Raw genomic sequence first — 18,684 nt, 5'->3', positions numbered from 1 at the left:
CCTGCCAGCAGATACCATCAGGATCAGCCAAAGACACAGGCATGCAGGGAGCCCATCATGTCACGCAACACCGATCCGAAATTCTGGGATGCCGCCAAAAAACACCTGATCCGCTATGGCGGCACGTTTGAGCCCGCCATCATCGAACGCGCCAAGGGATCGTTCGTCTATGACGCCGATGACCGCCCTATTCTGGATTTCACATCCGGGCAGATGAGCGCGCTTCTGGGTCACGGACACCCGAAAATCGTCGAAACCGTGCAAAACCAGGTCGAAAAAGTCGCCCATCTGTTTAGCGGCATGCTGTCCCGCCCAGTCGTGACATTGGCGGAGCGTCTGGCGGAACTGGCACCGGGGCTGGATCGGGTTTTGCTGGTTTCCACCGGGGCAGAGTCCAACGAGGCCGCGATCCGGATGGCAAAGCTTGTCACCGGCAAACACGAAATCGTCGCCTTTTCCAAAAGCTGGCACGGGATGACCGGCGTTGCCGCATCGGCAACCTATAGTGCCGGGCGCAAGGGATATGGCCCGGCGGCCGTCGGATCATTCGCCATTCCCGCCCCGAATGCGTTTCGCCCGCGGTTCAAACATGCCGATGGGTCGCTGGACTGGCAGACGGAGCTTGATGACGCGTTTAATCTGGTCGATAGCCAGTCGACCGGCAATCTTGCCGCCTTTATTGCCGAGCCGATCCTGTCATCGGGCGGCATGTTGCCCCTGCCCAAGGGATACTTGGCCGCCCTTAAACAGAAATGCGTTGAACGCGGCATGTTGCTTATTCTGGACGAGGCCCAGACGGGCGTGGGCCGCACCGGCGATATGTTCGCCTTTGAACGCGATGGCGTGACACCCGATATCATGACCCTGTCCAAAACCATCGGCGCGGGCCTGCCGCTTGCCGCCGTCATGACCACGGCCGAAATCGAAGATGCCGCCCATGAAAAGGGCTTCCTGTTTTACACCACCCACGTGTCCGACCCCCTGCCCGCCGCGGTCGGTGTGACGGTGCTTGACGTGGTGCGTGACGAGAAACTGGTCGACCGTGCCCGGACATCGGGCAAAAAGCTGTTTGATGGCTTATCAAAGCTCAAAGACCGCTATGACTGTATCGGCGATGTCCGCGGGCGTGGATTGATGCTTGGCGTTGAAATCGTCAAACGAGGTGCGGACGGCCTGTTCAGGGAACCCGATCATGATCTGGGGGCCGCGATTGCGACCGGGGCGTTCAAAAACGGGCTTAGCATGAATATCGTCAAGCTGCCCGGCATGGGCGGTGTGTTCCGCATCGCGCCGCCGCTGACGATCAGTGACGCGGAACTCGACCTTGGCCTGTCGATCATCGCCAAATCAATTGATGGGGCATTGTCGGGCCACTAATCGCCCCTTCCTCGTTCCCAAAACAAAAGCCCGGCTGATCCCATAACCAGCCGGGCTTTTATCGTATCGGATGTCTTCGGGACTAGCGCGTCAGCACTTCGGCAGCTTCGCGGGTGCGCTTGACCGAGCTCCCGACCCCGCCGGAAATCGAGCGGATTTCGTCAAGCCGCCGGGCAAGTTCATCGACCGAAACGGCCATTGTCTGCATGTTTTGCGACACGCTTTCGGTCACGGCACTTTGTTCTTCGACCGATGCCGATATGCTGGTGACACTGTCGCGTGCCGTTTCGATCGAGCCGCGAATGGTTTCAAGCGAGTTGACAACCTCGTTTGAAATTTCCTGAACCCCGCTGATTTCGGCTGAAATCTGATCGGTGGCCTTGGCCGCCTGATTGGCAAGGTTTTTGACCTCGTTCGCAACCACCGCAAAGCCTTTACCCGCCTCGCCTGCACGAGCGGACTCAATGGTTGCGTTAAGCGCGAGCAGGTTGATCTGCCCGGCAATGCCCTGAATGACCTCGACAATGCCCGTCATGGCCGCGACCACATCGGCCATTTTCTGGGTCGACTGGTTGGCACTGACGGTCTGGGAAAAGGCCCGTTCGGTTTCATCGCGGCTTTGCGCCATGCTGCGCGAAATTTCAGCGATTGAGGCGGACAGTTCCTCGGCACTGGCGGCAACGGTCTGCACCGAGTTAGAGCTTTGCGCCGCGGCGGATGTTCCGCTCATGGCGGCCTCGTCAAGGCTTACGATGTTATCGTCAATTTCGGTGAAATTGGTATCGATCATTTTTTTAAGATCGACCAAAAGCTCCACCTGCTCGGTAATGTCGGTGGCAAGCTTGATCACCCGTTCGGGTTTGCCATTCTGATCAAAAATCGGGTTATAGGTCGCCTCAAGCCAGACCTCTTTGCCCCCCTTTGCCAACCGCTTGAACTGTGCTGCCTGCACATCGCCCTTGCGCAGGCTGGCCCAGAAATCCTTGTACTCGGTTGATTGGGCATAGGCCGGCGCAACAAACATGCTGTGATTCTTGCCGACAACCTCGCCTTCGGAATAGCCCATGGTTTTAAGAAAATTCCCATTGGCCTTAAGGATTTTGCCCGTCAGATCAAATTCGATCATCGCCTGGGACCGGTCAATCGCGGTCAGAATACCTTCATTAAGCGCGCGCTCCTTGCGGCGCGCGGTGATATCGGTGGCGAATTTGATCACCTTTACCGGCTTTCCGGCCGCATTCAGGATCGGGTTATAGGTGGCTTCAAGCCAGACAGTTTCGCCGTCCTTGCGCACGCGCTGGAAAATGCCGGCCGCGAATTCGCCCTTTGACAGTTTTTTCCAGAAATCACGGTATTCGGCACTTTGTGCATAATCGCGGGTCACGAAAACCGCATGATGTTTGCCAACAATATCGCCAAGCTCATAGCCCATCGTGGCAAGAAAATTGGCATTGGCTGTCAGGATTTTACCGTCCAGCGAAAACTCGATCACGGCCATTGATCTACCGAGGGCTTCGTAAATCTGTTGTCCTTGCTGTGACGCGCCGCCGTTCCCGAAAATATTGAATGCCATGTCAATCTGCCCCTTATACGTCTGAATGGATCACCGACCAGGAATCGTTACCCTATACAACTTTTCCTATCCTAAAGTATGAAGTCATTTCTTCAATTCAAGAGGCAAAATCGTGATATGTGTGCTATTTCACATGCCTCTCGACGCAACCCTTGGTTACGGCACACCAAACGGACGGACCGCTGGTTTATCACCGCTATTGACACCGGTTGCGATATCCCGGTTCAATCGCGCTTCACCCCGGCTCCGGAAAGGCCCCAGCCATGATCCGTCATATCGTCCTGATCAAATTCAAACCCGGCATTGACGAGGCCGTGATTAACAGTCTGTTTGACGCCCTGTCCGACCTTGGCGACCAGATCGCGGGGATGCGGGGTTTTGATGGCGGAATATCGGTCAGCCCGGAAAAACTGGAACAGGGTTTCAAGCACGGCTTCTGCATTGATTTCGACAATGAAGCAGCACGTGATGCCTATCTTGAGCATCCGACACATCAGGCGCTGGGCGCTGAACTTGTCAAAGCCGCGGACGGCGAAATTTCAGGACTGATCGTGTTTGATCTGGAGATGTGAGCAGCGGGTTTACAACGCCCCAGACAAAACAGCTCTCAGCACATGGCAAATGCACCGGTCGGTGTTTTTTCAAGCGTTGCCGGCCTTGCAAAAAAGAAACCCTGCATTTCCTCAACGCCAAGCGCCTGCATCCTTTGTGCAACAACGGCGTCTTCGACGCCTTCGGCAACAACGCGGAGGCCCAGATCATGCGACGCTTTCACAATCCATTCTGCAAACGATGATTTGACGCAATCCCCGTTTGACGTTGCGATGAATTCGCGATCAATTTTGACACCGGCGAAAACACCGGCTTCAAGAAGCTCCACCGAATTGCTTCCCGAGCCAAAATCATCGATGTAAATCGCAACACCCCGATTTTTGAGAATTTCGGCATTGGCAAGGAACGCCGGATCTTTGACGATGTCGCTATGTTCCGTGATTTCGACTTCGATCCGGATGTCACAAAGCAGCATGTCACTTCTGAAATGAAGGATTTCCTCAAGGAAGCAGTTATTGCGAATGGAATAGGGCGAACAATTGATCGAAACCGTCGGTGAAAAATCGAACCGGGACCGGATATCCCTGGACTGTTTGCGGACTTCGTTCATCACCGCTGTCGTCAGCAGGTTGATCGCCGGATGCCCTTCGCAGGCCAGAATGATTTCCTCAAGCAGGAAACGTTTCTGCAGGCTCGGGAACCGCACCAGCACTTCAAGCCCGCAAGCCGATCCTGTCTTTGCGTCGATGCGCGGCTGAAAGACAATCGAATAGCCGTTATTTTTTAGCGCCCGCATCACCAGCCCCGGCGTGATCAGGGTCCCGGCCAGATCAATCGCCCGCGTGCTTAACGCCTGTTCGATTGATTTGCGGATCAGTTCGATTGATGCCGGTTTCGACAGGATGCAGGACACGAAGGCCGTGTTGATCGCCTTGTTCATTGCCGAATTGTCAAGATGCCCGGACAAAAGTACCCGCGGGATACTTGGCGCAACACCGACCATTTCGCGCAGGAAGCGCATGCCGGAAAAACCCGGCATTGCCAGATCAGACAGGATCACATCAACTTTTCGGTGATTTTCCTTAAGCCAGGAAAGAGCCCCGGCCGGTTCGCAGAACGAAACCACATTGTAACGCCGCCCCAGGGCCCGAGTAACACCGCGCAGCATGTTTTCGTCATCATCGACAAACACGACAGTCGGTTTAAAGGGGTTAACATTGATCACGATTGCCAAACCTTCCCGATGAAGCAGAACGCGTTCACGCCATTTCGCACAGCGGATCGCCCGTTACATGCAGGAACCTACTCTGGGTCAGAATTTGAAAACATCCCCATTTGGGGACTGCATCGCACCTCCCTGTCGGTATCGTCACAAACATGACACTTCATAATTAGCGCCAGCGGCCCATAATACCTGTGGTAGAATTTCACCTTCACCATGGCACAGCGAAACAAGCATCGGGGGACGTCATGCGGATTGCTGCGTTTAACGTCGAAAACCTGTTTGACCGGGCAAAAGTCTTTAACGATGAAGACCCCGAAGCACATCGTGATGTGCTGGATGCGCATGCAGAACTGAACAAGCTGTTTGAAAAACCGGTTTATGGCGATGCCGACAAGGCACGCATGTTAACACTGATAACAAACCTGGGCATGCTGCGCGGCGACGAAGGCCCCTTTACCCGTATTCGCAAAATCCGTGGCCAGCTGATTTCACGCCCGCGCCCGCCAAAACAGCCCTTTATCAAGGCCAATGGCCGTGATGACTGGGTCGGCTGGTGCGAGCTTCGCATGGGGTCGGTGGACGAGGCCGCAATGTTAAACACCGCCCGCATGATCGGTGATGTCGGGGCGGATGTTCTGGCGCTGGTCGAGATTGAAAGCCGCCCGGTATTGCTGGCGTTTCAGGATTTCATGCGTGAAAAGGGCGTTTTGCCCGTACCCTATCGTCATATGATGATCATTGATGGCAATGACGGGCGCGGCATTGATGTCGGCCTTGCCACCCATGAAGGTTTTCCGATTGGCGAAATGCGCAGCCACGTCGATGACCTGAAACCCGACGGCGCCCCGATTTTCAGCCGCGATTGCCCGGAATACGAAATCATCACACCATCGGGCGCACAGATCATGGTCCTGCCCAATCATTTCAAAAGCAAATATGGCGGCAATGATCCGGCAAGCAAGGCCAAGCGACTGGCGCAATCGCTGGCGGTTGCGGCCTATTACAACCGCCTGATCGCCGAGGGGTTTGAAAATATCGTGGTTCTGGGCGACCTTAACGATACGCCCGACAGTGCCGAACTTGACCCGCTTCTGCATGGCACGGCCCTTCGCGATGTTTCGGCCCATCCGGATTTTACCGAGTTCGAATTCAATGCCGGAAACGGCGATCGGGGAACCGGGACGCACAGCCTTGGCAATGATGACGATAAAATCGATTATCTGCTGCTTTCGCCTGCCCTGTTTGACCGGGTGACCAAGGGCGGTATTTACCGCAAGGGCATCTGGCCGGGATCGCGCCCGGCGCGCTGGCAAACCTATCCCGACCTGATCAAGAAACATCAGGCAGCATCGGATCATCATCTGATCTGGGCCGATATCGATATCTGAGCACGGCGGTTACGATACCATCGGGCACATTCTTGATATTTTTCTAAATTGCGTAAGATCAAAGATTTAGCTTGTCGTTCAGGTCAGGATCATTCCAGACTTTATCGCGTTTAAATTGCGATACCCGATTTTTGCCGGTAGCACATCCGTTGCCAACAGCCCGGCAATCCTGTCTTGGAGGGCGGAATGAGCAAACTGCGTGTGCCTTTGGCGATCCTTGTCGTGATCATCGCGATTGCCGGGGGTGGTTATTATTACTGGCAGCAAAATCAGGAAACCCTCCCCGAATTCATCGCCAGCGGCAATGGCCGGATCGAGGCCGAAGAAGTCCGGGTGGCCACCAAATATGCCGGTCGGGTTGACGAGGTTCTGGTCGACGAAGGCGACGTGGTGCAAGCAGGTCAGGTTCTGGCGCGGATGGATACCGACGAACTTCAGGCAAGCCTTGCCAAGGCCCGCGCCGAGGTCGCCAGCGCAGAACAGGGGATTTTCGAAGCCAAGGCCGATATCGTGCAGAAGGAAAGCCAGCTTTCCTTTGCCGAGCGGCAGTTACAGCGCGCCAACGAGCTTGTCAAAAACAACAATATCGCCCGCGAACAGGTTGATCAGCGCAAATCGGACCGCGATGTGGCCGAAGCCGCCCTTGCCGCAGCGCAATCGCGCCTGACCAGCAGCGAACGCAATGTCGAGGCCGCCCGCGCCGAGCTTGACCGCATTCAGGTACAGATCGATGATTCCGTGCTTAAGGCCCCACGCAGCGGCCGGGTGCAATATCGCCTTGCCGAACCGGGCGAAGTTCTGGCCGGCGGCGACCCGGTGGTGACGGTTCTGGACCTGACCGATGTTTATATGACGATCTTCCTGCCGACCCGGCAGGCCGGTCTGGCCTTTGTCGGCAATGAGGCACGCATTGTTCTGGATGCAGCACCGGGCTTTGTCATTCCGGCCCATGTTTCGTTTGTCGCCGATGATGCGCAATTCACCCCGCGCGAGGTCGAAACCAGAAGCGAACGCGACAAGCTGATGTTCCGGGTAAAAATCCGCATCGCGCGCGAATTGCTCGAAGAACATCGCAAGCGGGTCAAAACCGGCCTGCCCGGCGAGGCCTATGTGATGCTGGCCGACCATCAAAACTGGCCGGAACGCTTTACACCAAATGTTCCCGATGACGCGACCCTGAACAAGAGCCTTCAGGAATGAGTAACGGTCCTGTAGATGGCGCAAGACTTGCCGCACGGCTGGACCATGTCAGCCACAGATACGGCCATGTCCACGCGCTTGACGATATCAGCCTTGATATCCCCACAGGCCGGACCATCGGCTTCATCGGGCCGGATGGGGTGGGTAAATCCACCGCCCTTGCCCTGATATCGGGCGCGCGCAAATTGCAACGCGGCACGGTCGAAACGCTGGGTGGGCCCATGGATGACACAAGCCACCGCAACAGCGTCCTGCCCAAGATCGCCTATATGCCACAGGGACTTGGCAAGAATCTTTACATGGATCTGACGATCCGCGAAAACCTTGAGTTTTTTGGCCGTCTGTTTGGCCAGTCGGCGCGCGAACGCAACGACCGGATCGAACGGCTGGTCAAGGCGACCGGGCTTGAACCTTTTACCGAGCGCGCAGCCGGCAAGCTTTCCGGCGGGATGAAACAGAAACTCGGCCTTTGCTGTGCCCTGATCCATGATCCGGAAATATTGATACTGGACGAGCCGACAACCGGCGTTGATCCCCTGTCGCGCCGGCAGTTCTGGGAACTGATCGAGCAGATCCGCAAAACCCAAAGCAACATGACCGTTCTGGTCGCCACCGCCTATATGGACGAAGCAGCACGGTTTGACCAACTGATTGCGATGAATGACGGCAAGGTGCTGGCAAACGGCACAGCAAGCGAGATTTTGGAACGCACCGGGGCCGATAACCTTGAGACCGCGTTTGTAAGGCTGCTGCCCGAAGAAGAACGCAAGGGTCACAAGGACCTTGTCATCCCACCCCGCACCACACATGGCGATGTTCCCGCCATCGTCGCCGACGGTCTGACGATGCGGTTTGGCGATTTTACCGCGGTCGATAATGTCAGCTTCCGGATTGAGAAAGGCGAGATTTTCGGGTTTCTCGGCTCGAACGGGTGCGGCAAAACCACGACCATGAAGATGCTGACCGGGCTTTTGCCCGCAACCGAAGGCACGGCCAAACTTTTTGGCAAACCTGTCGACGGGCAGGATACCGAACTTCGCAAACGGGTCGGCTATATGAGCCAGGCCTTTTCGCTTTATGCCGAACTCAGCGTCTATCAGAACCTTGAACTGCATGCGCGGTTGTTTCACCTGCCTGCGGACCGGATAAAGCCCCGAATTGACGAGCTTTCCGAACGTTTCGGCCTGAACGAATATCACGATGATCTGGCCGAAAGCCTGCCGCTTGGCGTGCGGCAACGGTTATCGCTTGCGGTTGCGATTATTCACAGCCCGGAAATCCTGATACTTGATGAACCGACATCGGGCGTTGATCCGGTCGCACGTGATGGATTCTGGCAATTGCTGGTGGAGCTTTCCCGTGATCAGGGGGTGACGATTTTCATCTCTACCCATTTCATGAACGAGGCGGAACGCTGCGATCGCATATCGCTGATGCATGCGGGCAAGGTTCTAATCAGCGACACCCCGGCTGAAATAACGCAGAAACGTGGTTGTGACACGCTTGAAGAAGCCTTTATCAGCCATCTGGAAGAAGCCAGCGGCATTGATGACAATGCCCCTGCCCCGGATGCATCGGCGATGCAAGGCGACGGCGAAAACGGGACTGGGAAATGGAAACCGGCCAAGGCATCGATTTTCAGTTTGCGCCGTTTGTGGGCCTATTCTCTGCGTGAAACCATGGAACTGATCCGCGATCCGATCCGGTTGATGTTTGCCTTGCTCGGCACGGCGATCCTGATGCCGGTTTTTGGGTATGGCATCACGTTTGACGTTGAAAACCTGACCTATGCCGCACTGGACCGCGACAGGACCGAAACCAGCCGCACCTATCTTGAAAACCTTGCAGGGTCGCGATATTTCAGCGAACAGCCCCCGTTAAACAGTAATGACGAACTTGAACAAAGGTTGCTGTCGGGCGACATCACATTGGCGATTGAAATCCCACCCGGATTTGGCCGTGACCTTGAAGCCGGACGTAGCCCCGAGATCGCTGCCACCATCGACGGCACCATGCCGTTTCGCGCCGAAACCATCCATGGCTATGTCGAAGGCATTCACAGCAAATATCTGAACGAACGTAGCATGCGCAATACCGGATTACCGGTTCAAAACCTGCCGGTCAGTATCGAAACCCGATATCGCTATAATCAGGATTTCAAAAGCATCTATGCCATGGTGCCATCCGTGATTGCGCTGCTGCTGATGTTTATTCCCGCCGTTCTGATGGCGGTTGGTGTGGTGCGCGAAAAGGAACTGGGATCGATAACCAACCTTTATGTCACCCCCGTCACGCAGATCGAATTCCTGATTGGTAAACAATTGCCCTATGTCGGGCTGGGCCTGATCAATTTCGTTCTGATGGTGGCGATGGCGCTGTTCTGGTTCGAAGTCCCGATCCGGGGCAATCCGCTTACGCTTATTCTCGGCGCGTTCCTGTTTGTGTTTGCCACAACCGGGCTCGGGCTTTTGATTTCGTCCTTTACCCAGACACAGATCGCCGCCCTGTTCGGCACCGCAATTGCAACCATGGTGCCATCCGTGATGTTTTCGGGGATGATGCAGCCGATTTCGTCGCTTGACGGGGCGCCCGCCGTGCTGTCGACCATCATGCCGACATCGCATTTCATGTCGATCAGTGTCGGGGTCTTTACCAAGGCGCTTGGCTTTGCCGAACTTTATCCGGAAATCCTGACACTTGTGATTTTCTTCCCGGCATTGACCACCCTTTCGATGCTGCTGCTTAAAAAGCAGGAGGCTTAACCGCGATGTTTGGCAAACGGATTGAAAATATCTATCGCCTTGGCATCAAGGAGCTTTTCAGCCTTAGGCGCGATGTCGTGTTGCTGATCCTGATCTGCTGGGCGTTTTCATTTGCGATTTACAATGCCGCCACCGGCTTTTCCCATGACCTTAAAAACGCGTCGATTGCGATTGCCGATCTGGATAAATCGAAACTGTCGCGTCAGATCGGTGACGCGTTCCTGCAACCATTCTTCAAGGCACCTACGGAAATCAGCGAAGGCAACATCGACGCGGCCATGGATAGCGGCGAATATACCTTTGTGCTGGTGATCCCGCCCGATTTTGAGAAAGACCTGATTGCCGGTCACCAGCCGGAAATACAGCTTAACATCGATGCTACCGCCATGATGCAGGCCGGGATCGGCCAGGGCTATGTCAGCAACATCATCGCCCAGGAAGTCCAGACCTTCATGGGCGGGGTTTCCGCCTATGTCGCGGCAAGCCATGAACCACCGACAAATCTGGTCACACGCTATGCCTATAACGAAAACGTCACCAGTTCATGGTTCACAAGCGCAATGGAAATCATCAACAACATCACCATGCTGTCGATCATCCTCTCCGGTGCTGCCCTTATCCGTGAACGCGAACATGGCACGATTGAACATCTGCTGGTGATGCCGCTTGATCCGTTTGAAATCATGCTGGCAAAAGTCTGGGCCAACGGGCTTGTGATCCTGATCGCAAGCGCGCTATCGCTGTTTTTTGTCGTCGAACTGATGCTTGGCGTGCCTATTATCGGCTCCAAACTGTTATTCCTGGCAGGGACGATGCTGTATCTGTTTTTTGCCACCGCCCTTGGCATTTTCCTTGCGACCATGACAAAATCAATGCCGCAATTCGGGCTCCTGTTTATCCTTGTCGTATTGCCAATGCGGATGTTGTCGGGCGGGAATACGCCGCTTGAAAGCATGCCTGAAACGCTTCAGAACATCATGCAATTCGTCCCGTCCAGCCACTTTGTCAGCTTTGCACAGGCGATCCTGTATCGCGATGCCGGGATCGATGTTGTCTGGCAGGAATTCTTGATCGTCTTCGTGATCGCCGCCCTGTTCTTCGCCTTTAGCGCCATGCGCTTTCGCAAAAGCATCGCGGCAATGCGATAGAACCGGAAAGCCCGATTATCCGTGGCGAAGCTTGAAAAACAGGATGGTCGAGGCCAGCACAAGGGTAAAACCGTTGGCAATGATCACCGGCCAGTCACCACGGATCAGGCCATAAACCAGCCAAAGCGCGATCCCCGTACACAGGATCAGAAACATCACAAGCGAGATATCCGCGGTCGAGCGCGTGCGCCAGGTACGTATAACCTGCGGCAGGAAGGCAATCGTGGTCAGTGATCCGGCAAGAAGGCCAAGGACGGTTTCAAAAGACATGATCATGGAAGGCCTCCGTCAGATCGCCCGGCCCGATGATAGCGCACCAGACCGGAACAAAACGCTCGATTGAATGCATTCAACACATAACACAACCAACTTCAAGCGGGAAATATACGGCACCGCCGTGACACGCCGGAAGCCTTGATAACCTTGGAGAATGACGGGTTTCTTTGGGCCAGAAACACAAAACCCCGCTCGGAAACCGGCGGGGAGGAAATGGTGGGCCTAACAAGACTCGAACTTGTGACCTCTCGCATGTCAAGCGAACGCTCTAACCAACTGAGCTATAGGCCCCTGTATTTGGGGAAAGATGGTGGGCCTAACAAGACTCGAACTTGTGACCTCTCGCATGTCAAGCGAACGCTCTAACCAACTGAGCTATAGGCCCTCTAACCCATCTTTCATCTGACCGGCCTTCAAAGCGGAAGGCTTGGCCAGCGCCGTTTGTGACGGCGAGGCGGTATTTAGCCCAAGGCAGAAAAAGGTGCAACCCCTCAATTGGTTTTTTGACAAAAAATCTTCATCTATGGGGGACGGGATGGATCGCTGTTGCTATGATCATCATCCAGTTTAGGGAAGATATAACAAACGACAATGAACCAGTTGCCATCGGATCTTACCGGCAGTGGACCGGCAACCGTCATCCTGCCATCCCGGCAAACCCTGCCGGTGGTGTTTGCATCGCCCCATTCCGGGCGCCATTATCCGCAGGAATTGATCGAGATTGCCCGTATTGACTCGTTTGCGCTCCGTGCATCCGAGGATGCCTTTGTCGACCAGCTTTTTGCCAGCGCACCCAAACTTGGCGCACCGATGCTGTGCGCGACATTTCCGCGTGCCTTTGTCGATGTCAATCGCGGGGCGCTGGAGCTCGACCCGCGCATGTTTGATGGCCCCCTGCCTTCTGATGCGGATATTCATTCGATGCGGGCCCTATCGGGGTTGGGATCAATCCCGCGCGTCGTCAGTGGCGGGATCGAGATTTACAAGGCGCGCCTGCCGGTCGCCGAGGCGATGCACCGGATCGATACCTATTACCATCCCTATCACAGTGCGCTTCGCAAACTGATTGACGCAACGCGTGACCAGTTTGGTTATTGCATCCTGATTGATTGCCATTCGATGCCCGGGGATTCTGTCGACAGCAGCAAAAACCGCGTTGATCTGGTTCTGGGCGATTGCTATGGAAGTTCCTGCCATCCGTCTTTGACGCGCTTTGTCGAAGATCGTGTCCGCGATCTGGGCTTTACCCCGTCGCACAATGATCCATATGCAGGCGGGTTCTGCACGCGCCATTACGGGCAACCGGAAAACCATGTGCACAGCCTGCAGATCGAGCTTTCACGCTCGCTCTACATGGATGAGGACACGATCACGCCCCATCGCGGATTTGACACCCTGCGCGAACAGATGACGCATCTGATATCGTGCTTCCACGATCTTGACGGGAATCCCTTCTGATGACCACCAGCCCCGTTTCTTCCTCACCATCGGGCAAACCGATGCCAAATGGCGACGCCTCCCTCGAGGACCTTGTGATCCGGGATGCCGAGCCAGAAGATTTTGGCCGCATCACCGAGATTTACGGCCACCATGTCCTGCATGGCCTGGCCTCGTTCGAGGAACGCGCACCGGAAATCGCCGAACTCACATCGCGCTGGCAGCATGTCCGCGAACGCGGCCTGCCCTATCTGGTCGCCGAAATTGACGGCCGGGTCGAAGGCTTTGCCTATGCAGGCGCCTATCGCCCGAGACCGGCCTATCGTTTTACGGTCGAAGACACGATCTATATCGCGCCCGATGTCGTCGGCAAGGGTGCCGGCCGCGCGCTCCTGTCCGAGCTAATCAGACGCTGCACCGCCCTTGGCTATCGCCAGATGGTCGCCGTAATCGGCGACAGCGCCAACGTGGCCTCCATCGGGCTGCACGCACGCCTTGGCTTTCGGGTGGCAGGCACATTGCAATCAGCAGGCTTCAAACTTGGCCGCTGGGTCGATAGCGTGATCATGCAGCGCGGCCTTGGCGACGGAGACGGCAACTTTCCTGAACGTGATCCGGGACGGGAGAAATAGAGAAAACGTGCCTAGCAGAGAGGAGCATCCTCATCTCTTAGGTCAAAGTATCTTTTCTAGCTTGCGTCGAAAGCTGCATAATTTCATCAGGCGAGAGTATATTTTTGATCACTTGGTTGAAACGCTCGAGGACTTTTTCGAACTCTTCCACCTCTGCATTAATTAGCTCCATATTGATGCGCTTTCCTGCGCATCCTGAAGCCACTAAGACAAGCTCCGCAACATCCTCTGGAGTATCGGAAATCGGGAAGATAGACGCAAAAAGTAGACTAGCACCGATACTATGAAGAGTAGTTACCCTGTCAAATTTTGACCCTATTACTTTGTCAATGTCATCTTTCAGACGACTGTCAATCACAACCAAATGATTCTGACCAGACACATATCCCTCTAACCTCCTCAAGCGAAGACCTTGCCTACATAAAGCAGCATCCCAACTTTTAACAACTTCAGACGCTTTCCATTCATCCATGTCACGCAATGTCTGTATTGGGTCAGCACCAGCCTCTTCAATCAATGCCCTCCCCTCTGACAAACAATCTTTAAAAAGATAAAAAGTTCTTAGAAGGTCTAGAACCGTATCCTTGCGTTCTTTTTTATTTCGAAAATTGTTGAAGTTAACGGTAGCATTAATAACCAGCTCAACAATCTTGACTAAACTCGAGAACACTTGACCTACTCCAAGAGCAATCTACCAACTTTCTCACGCACGATGAGTAAAAAGTATGATCACTATATCTAAGAAGGAAGCCTGCTCACAACTTAGCAAAATTGGCGATAAAAAAGCAGAATCAAGCTCTTTTGTATAAGAGAGGATTTCACATCCAAAGGGAAATTTGCATTGCACAATTCCCATAAAACTGTGTTGCAGTATTTACAGAAAGAATGCTCACCCACATTGAAAACCACGTAAATCGTTGGAATTCAGGCAAAAAAGAAGGCCGCCTGTGACAGCGGCCCAAGTCTAGGGAGGAAACGTCCAAGAAACGAGCGACAAGTCGCTCGCCGGAATGCACTGCGTCCTACCGCAGCGCACAAATAGACATTACCCATTAGATCGCGCGGACGCAACACGTTTTTGACTATTTTTTTATCAAAAAAATAAATGCACTTTTTTTGATCAAAATTTCACCAAACTGACACTTTTTCGAACTGAATCCCGCCCATCTGAGGTCACTTTTTCAGCATTGCCCCCATTCCCGACGCCGGTTCATTTGTGAAAATTCGGCGACTCACAGCGAATCAGAATGCAAGGGAATAACAGAGAACCTGCGATTCCATCGATAAATTCGAAAATTCCCCCTTCGATTCCCGTCATGAGAATATGCTCAAAACCCGCAGAAACTCTCAACTTCACGGTTTCAGGAACGTTGACGCGGGAAAATACATTGGAAAACATATTGGCCGAACCGACCCGACAAAAACGGGATTCGCTTCGATACGGCATAAAAAACGGCCACAGAACGTGTGACCGGCAAAAAGGCAGGATGATTGATTTCGGAAACAGGCCTAGTTCAGGGTCTGATTGACGATCTTGCCATCCGCCCGGACCGATGATTTGACCGATACCGGTTTTGCCACCTTGCGGCCCGACAGGCCATCAGCAACGATCTGTTCGCGGTCATGACGTTTTTTGGCGTCATACATCCGCTGATCCGCCAGATCGATCAGGTTATGCGGCTGTGAAATGGCGTCTTCGATCCGTTCGGCAAGGCCGTAGCTGGCCTGCTGCGTCATGCCATTGGCAAGAGCAGCCAGACCGGGTGACATAACGCGATGCATGACATCGTTCGCACGATCCAGCGTCAGATCCGGCAGAATAACAAGGAATTCCTCCCCGCCCCAGCGGATCACCAGATCGGCACGACGGAACCGTTGCGCCAGATTGCGCCCGGCTTCCTCAAGAATACGATCACCGTAATCATGACCAAACTGGTCATTGATCTTTTTAAAATCATCAAGATCGACAAAGGCCACGGTCAGCGGGCTGCGTTTCCGATAGGCGGTTTCAAAATTCAGTCGCAGCATTTCCATGCCAAAGGCACGGGTATAAACGCCTGTCAGCGGATCAATCGCGATTTCCTGGGCGGCAACAATCGTACGGTAAAGCTGCACCGATGCCGCCATTACCGCAAGCGGCAGTAGGACCGACAGGATCATTTCAACCGGAACATAGCCACTGGCAACCGGCCCCTGCGCCCCAAAAACCAGCAGGACGAGTATGGGCGAGACCATTATCCCCGCCTCAACCAGCGTCAAAGGCATGATCGCGACCAGAACAACGATACCAAGCAGAAGGAAACTGTGCGCGGTCAGCATCTTGGGCGAGGCATCCGGATCAAGCCCGGAAAAACCGCAAAGCAGGGTGGCAGCAATCACAAGGAACAGCATCGGCAGATAAGGCGCACGTCGTCGCCATCGGGAACTGACCGCACGATTGATCAGCACCGCAATCGCAATCCCCATGACGAGGAAGCGCATGATCACGGTTTGCGATTGCCAAAAGCCATTACCAAAAGCCCCGTCCCAGATCGGGACAAGCGCCAGCAGAACGAGGGTGAAAAAAGCCGCGAAGCGTGCCGTCAGCTGGACCGATTCCTTGCGCCGCAGATGCAGCAATTCTGCATGCCGGGGCGTGTAAAGGAAATCTCGATAGCGGCAACGCAGTGGCCCTGCGAAGCGCCGACTATCTCTTCGGGGACCAGATAGCACGCGGATCAGCTCCAACTCATCTTTGCGAAGGAGCCACAGCAGCCCCGAAATTTTTATGATCGTTCCCTGATTTAACCGCCAATTCAACTATCCAGAAGAGGTGGCCGTATAAATTTGAATTAATTTTTAACTAACCGCGAGTGAAAAAATGCAAATAAGTACCTGTTTCAACACAAAGTCGAACGTAGATTCACGTCCTCAGGTTGTTTTTCCGATACACTTCACCCGCAAAACCCTAAGGCGAACTAAGAAACGTTCGCGACTCGTAATAAAGAGCAAGGTCGTTATGTGATAAAAAGAAACCGCCACACCGGAAATCCGGTATGGCGGCAATAATCAAGGCAGGTCGCAACCCTTCTGGAACAGGATCAGCCCCAAAGCGCCCGATCAGGAAGCCCCATAACACCCTTGTCAAACGCCAGACCATTTTCACGGTCCTTTGCCATCCAGAGAGGCCCGTCAAGATCGACAATGCGCGCATCGGCAGCAACGATCATGGCCGGCGCCATCGCAAGCGAGGTCCCGACCATGCAGCCAACCATGATCTGCATGCCGACCTTGGCGGCAGCATCGGCAAGCTCGAGTGCCCCGGTCAGACCACCGGTTTTATCGAGCTTGATATTGATCATGTCGTAAAGCTGCGCAAGGCGCGGGATATCGGCGACGGTATGGATCGATTCATCCGCACAAAGCAGCACCGGACAATCAATATCTAGCAGGCCATCATCCTGTCCGGCAGGCAGCGGCTGTTCGATCATTTCCACACCAAGCGCGTCGAGTTCGGCCCCGATATCTTCAAGCAGTTCAATCGACCATGCCTCGTTGGCATCAACGATCAAACGTGATGTCGGCGCGCCTTCCCGAACCGCACGAACGGATTCGAGAACGTTTTCACCGTTAAGCTTTAGCTTGAGCAACGGTGCCGATGCCGCCTTGCGCGCGGCTTCACGCATCGCATCAGGCGTATCAAGGCTGAGCGTTTCTGCCGTAATCAGGCCTTCGGGTGCCTTGCGCTCGGCAAGTTCCCAGGCACGGCGGCCAAACCGCTTTGCCTCAAGGTCCCAATAGGCACAATCAACTGCGTTGCGCGCCGCACCGGCCTTCATTGCGTCCTGCAGTTCCTTGCGCGTCATACCACGCGAAAGGGCATCGGCCTGGGCCTCGATATCGGCAATCACTTTTTCGACGGTTTCACCATAGCGGGCATAGGGAACGCATTCCCCATATCCGGTGAATTCACCATCGGTCAGGGTGACCTTGACGACATGGGCCTCGGTCTTGGCCCCACGCGAGATTTTGAACGCCCCGCGCAGCGGCCAGACTTCGGATGTGACACTTATGCGCGGCACATCAGATCTCCTGCAGTTTGTCGACGATTGGTGCAACACCGGTCCGAACCGGGTCAACACATGGCAGGCCAAACTCGGCTTCGACTTCGGCCAGAAGCTTTTTGGCCGCCACATCGTCAAGCGACTTGGTATTGATCGCAAAACCAGCAACCACGCAATCGGGGTTGGTCAGGCGTGCATGCATCAGGTTGACTTCCATCGTGGTTTTCAGGTCCGGAAGCTTGTAACCCGGCAGACCACGCATGTGGGTACGGGTCGGTTCATGACAGACGATGATCGCATCGGGCTGCGAACCATGGATCAGGCCCATGGAGACACCGGCAAACGATGCATGGAACAGGCTGCCCTGCCCTTCGACAACGTCCCAGTGATCAGGCTCGTTGGCCGGTGCAATCGTCTCGACCGCGCCGGAAATGAAGTCCGAAATCACGGCATCAACCGAAATGCCCTCGCCCGCGATGAAGATACCGGTCTGGCCGGTCGCCCGGAAGGTTGACTTCATGCCGCGCTTTTTCATTTCGGCATCAAGGGCCAGTGCGGTGTACATTTTCCCGACCGAGCAATCGGTGCCAACCGCCAAGACACGTTTGCCCGGGCGCTTTTCACCATTGCCAATTGGCAATTTGCCGTCGAAGTGACGCACATCGAAAAGTTTTACGCCTTTGGCATTGGCCGCTTCGACCAGTTCGGGAATCGTCGAAAGGCGCGTATGCAGGCCATTGGCGATATCCATACCGGCATCAATCGCTGCCAGAAGGGTTTCCATCCATGCCGGTCCGATAACGCCGCCACGGTTGGCAACGCCCAGAACGATGGTTTTGACGCCTGCGGCCTTGGCTTCGGCAATCGACATTTCCGGCAGGCCAAGATCAGCCTGACAGCCCGGAAGGCTTAGCTGTGCGACACACCATTCCGGGCGCCACTGCTTGATGCCAATCGCGGTTTTTGCAGCCAGTTCGTCCGGTGCATCACCAAGAAACATAAGATACGGATGTTCGATTTTCATTTTACCTCCTTGACCAGCGTCCAACCGCTGCCCTTATAATCTGGGGC

At 54.7% G+C, this 18,684-nt stretch carries 15 protein-coding genes and 2 tRNA genes; 8 read left to right on the top strand and 9 right to left on the bottom strand.

The features are described from left to right. Positions 1–57 precede the first annotated feature (57 nt). Positions 58–1,377: an aspartate aminotransferase family protein gene (locus tag J7395_RS19525; RefSeq protein ID WP_209223283.1), complete on the top strand. Its 1,320-nt coding sequence runs from the start codon at positions 58–60 to the stop codon at positions 1,375–1,377. Between the two features lie 82 nt (positions 1,378–1,459). On the opposite strand, the gene J7395_RS19520 is transcribed toward J7395_RS19525, so the two are convergent. Next, positions 1,460–2,950, bottom strand: coding sequence for a PAS domain-containing methyl-accepting chemotaxis protein (locus J7395_RS19520; RefSeq protein WP_062951716.1), 1,491 nt, complete (start codon positions 2,948–2,950; stop codon positions 1,460–1,462). Between the two features lie 263 nt (positions 2,951–3,213). Here J7395_RS19520 and J7395_RS19515 point away from each other — a divergent pair, with 263 nt between their 5' ends. Next, entirely contained in the window at positions 3,214–3,522 is a 309-nt protein-coding gene (locus J7395_RS19515) for a Dabb family protein (RefSeq protein WP_209223281.1), read from the top strand. A 35-nt stretch (positions 3,523–3,557) separates the two neighbouring features. On the opposite strand, the gene J7395_RS19510 is transcribed toward J7395_RS19515, so the two are convergent. Beyond that, positions 3,558–4,727, bottom strand: coding sequence for an EAL domain-containing protein (locus tag J7395_RS19510; RefSeq protein ID WP_209223279.1), 1,170 nt, complete (start codon positions 4,725–4,727; stop codon positions 3,558–3,560). A 245-nt stretch (positions 4,728–4,972) separates the two neighbouring features. On the opposite strand from J7395_RS19510, the gene J7395_RS19505 reads away from it, so the two are divergent. The 4 genes from J7395_RS19505 (at position 4,973) to J7395_RS19490 (ending at position 11,225) form a co-directional block, all read left to right on the top strand. Continuing rightward, positions 4,973–6,115 carry an endonuclease/exonuclease/phosphatase family protein gene (locus tag J7395_RS19505; RefSeq protein ID WP_209223277.1) on the top strand — a complete coding sequence of 381 codons (1,143 nt, stop codon included), beginning with the start codon at positions 4,973–4,975 and terminating at the stop codon, positions 6,113–6,115. Between the two features lie 186 nt (positions 6,116–6,301). Beyond that, positions 6,302–7,315 (top strand): HlyD family efflux transporter periplasmic adaptor subunit, encoded by a 1,014-nt coding sequence (locus J7395_RS19500; RefSeq protein ID WP_209223275.1) that lies wholly within the window; start codon positions 6,302–6,304, stop codon positions 7,313–7,315. Further along, positions 7,312–10,077, top strand: a complete 2,766-nt coding sequence (rbbA, locus tag J7395_RS19495) for a ribosome-associated ATPase/putative transporter RbbA (RefSeq protein WP_209223273.1) — start codon at positions 7,312–7,314, stop codon at positions 10,075–10,077. Before J7395_RS19500 ends, rbbA begins: the two co-directional genes overlap by 4 nt. A gap of 5 nt (positions 10,078–10,082) precedes the next feature. Continuing rightward, a complete protein-coding gene (locus J7395_RS19490) occupies positions 10,083–11,225 on the top strand; it encodes an ABC transporter permease (RefSeq protein WP_209223271.1) in 1,143 nt (380 codons plus the stop codon). 15 nt (positions 11,226–11,240) lie between these two features. Here the strand turns inward: J7395_RS19490 and J7395_RS19485 are convergent, their stop codons facing one another. From J7395_RS19485 to J7395_RS19475, 3 genes are all read right to left on the bottom strand, one after another. Then, on the bottom strand, positions 11,241–11,501 hold the full coding sequence (locus tag J7395_RS19485; protein WP_082824739.1) for a SemiSWEET transporter: 261 nt from the start codon (positions 11,499–11,501) through the stop codon (positions 11,241–11,243). A 214-nt stretch (positions 11,502–11,715) separates the two neighbouring features. Beyond that, a tRNA-Val gene (locus tag J7395_RS19480) sits at positions 11,716–11,792 on the bottom strand. A 17-nt stretch (positions 11,793–11,809) separates the two neighbouring features. Further along, positions 11,810–11,886, bottom strand: a tRNA-Val gene (locus tag J7395_RS19475). Positions 11,887–12,092: 206 nt separating this feature from the next. Between J7395_RS19475 and J7395_RS19470 the strand changes: the two genes are divergently transcribed. Both J7395_RS19470 and J7395_RS19465 read left to right on the top strand, forming a co-directional pair. After that, complete coding sequence (locus tag J7395_RS19470) at positions 12,093–12,959, top strand: N-formylglutamate amidohydrolase (protein ID WP_062951709.1); 867 nt, start codon at positions 12,093–12,095, stop codon at positions 12,957–12,959. A gap of 41 nt (positions 12,960–13,000) precedes the next feature. Further along, a complete protein-coding gene (locus tag J7395_RS19465) occupies positions 13,001–13,570 on the top strand; it encodes a GNAT family N-acetyltransferase (RefSeq protein WP_209223471.1) in 570 nt (189 codons plus the stop codon). A gap of 37 nt (positions 13,571–13,607) precedes the next feature. On the opposite strand, the gene J7395_RS19460 is transcribed toward J7395_RS19465, so the two are convergent. The 4 genes from J7395_RS19460 to dgcN all read right to left on the bottom strand — a co-directional run bounded on the left by J7395_RS19460 (position 13,608) and on the right by dgcN (position 18,637). Next, positions 13,608–14,240 carry a hypothetical protein gene (locus J7395_RS19460; protein ID WP_209223269.1) on the bottom strand — a complete coding sequence of 211 codons (633 nt, stop codon included), beginning with the start codon at positions 14,238–14,240 and terminating at the stop codon, positions 13,608–13,610. Between the two features lie 839 nt (positions 14,241–15,079). Next, the gene (locus J7395_RS19455; RefSeq protein ID WP_231858246.1) at positions 15,080–16,189 is read right to left on the bottom strand and encodes a GGDEF domain-containing protein; all 1,110 of its coding nucleotides are present in this window, start codon (positions 16,187–16,189) and stop codon (positions 15,080–15,082) included. Between the two features lie 461 nt (positions 16,190–16,650). Then, entirely contained in the window at positions 16,651–17,631 is a 981-nt protein-coding gene (dgcA, locus tag J7395_RS19450) for an N-acetyl-D-Glu racemase DgcA (RefSeq protein WP_062960058.1), read from the bottom strand. A gap of 1 nt (position 17,632) precedes the next feature. Further along, entirely contained in the window at positions 17,633–18,637 is a 1,005-nt protein-coding gene (dgcN, locus tag J7395_RS19445; RefSeq protein ID WP_209223267.1) for an N-acetyltransferase DgcN, read from the bottom strand. Between the last annotated feature and the right edge of the window lie 47 nt (positions 18,638–18,684).

This window comes from Thalassospira sp. A3_1 (genome assembly GCF_017744215.1).
Lineage (GTDB): Bacteria > Pseudomonadota > Alphaproteobacteria > Rhodospirillales > Thalassospiraceae > Thalassospira > Thalassospira lucentensis_A.
The sequence above is the reverse complement of the archived record's forward strand: the minus strand, read 5'-3'. Positions and strand labels throughout refer to the sequence as shown.

Bases quoted from the DNA above. Each gene is read 5' to 3' on its own strand.
- J7395_RS19525 (WP_209223283.1), top strand. From the start codon at position 58: ATGTCACGCAACACCGATCCGAAATTCTGGGATGCCGCCAAAAAACAC.
- J7395_RS19520 (WP_062951716.1), bottom strand. From the start codon at position 2,950: ATGGCATTCAATATTTTCGGGAACGGCGGCGCGTCACAGCAAGGACAA.
- J7395_RS19515 (WP_209223281.1), top strand. From the start codon at position 3,214: ATGATCCGTCATATCGTCCTGATCAAATTCAAACCCGGCATTGACGAG.
- J7395_RS19505 (WP_209223277.1), top strand. From the start codon at position 4,973: ATGCGGATTGCTGCGTTTAACGTCGAAAACCTGTTTGACCGGGCAAAA.
- J7395_RS19500 (WP_209223275.1), top strand. From the start codon at position 6,302: ATGAGCAAACTGCGTGTGCCTTTGGCGATCCTTGTCGTGATCATCGCG.
- rbbA (WP_209223273.1), top strand. From the start codon at position 7,312: ATGAGTAACGGTCCTGTAGATGGCGCAAGACTTGCCGCACGGCTGGAC.
- J7395_RS19490 (WP_209223271.1), top strand. From the start codon at position 10,083: ATGTTTGGCAAACGGATTGAAAATATCTATCGCCTTGGCATCAAGGAG.
- J7395_RS19485 (WP_082824739.1), bottom strand. From the start codon at position 11,501: ATGATCATGTCTTTTGAAACCGTCCTTGGCCTTCTTGCCGGATCACTG.
- J7395_RS19470 (WP_062951709.1), top strand. From the start codon at position 12,093: ATGAACCAGTTGCCATCGGATCTTACCGGCAGTGGACCGGCAACCGTC.
- J7395_RS19465 (WP_209223471.1), top strand. From the start codon at position 13,001: ATGCCAAATGGCGACGCCTCCCTCGAGGACCTTGTGATCCGGGATGCC.
- dgcN (WP_209223267.1), bottom strand. From the start codon at position 18,637: ATGAAAATCGAACATCCGTATCTTATGTTTCTTGGTGATGCACCGGAC.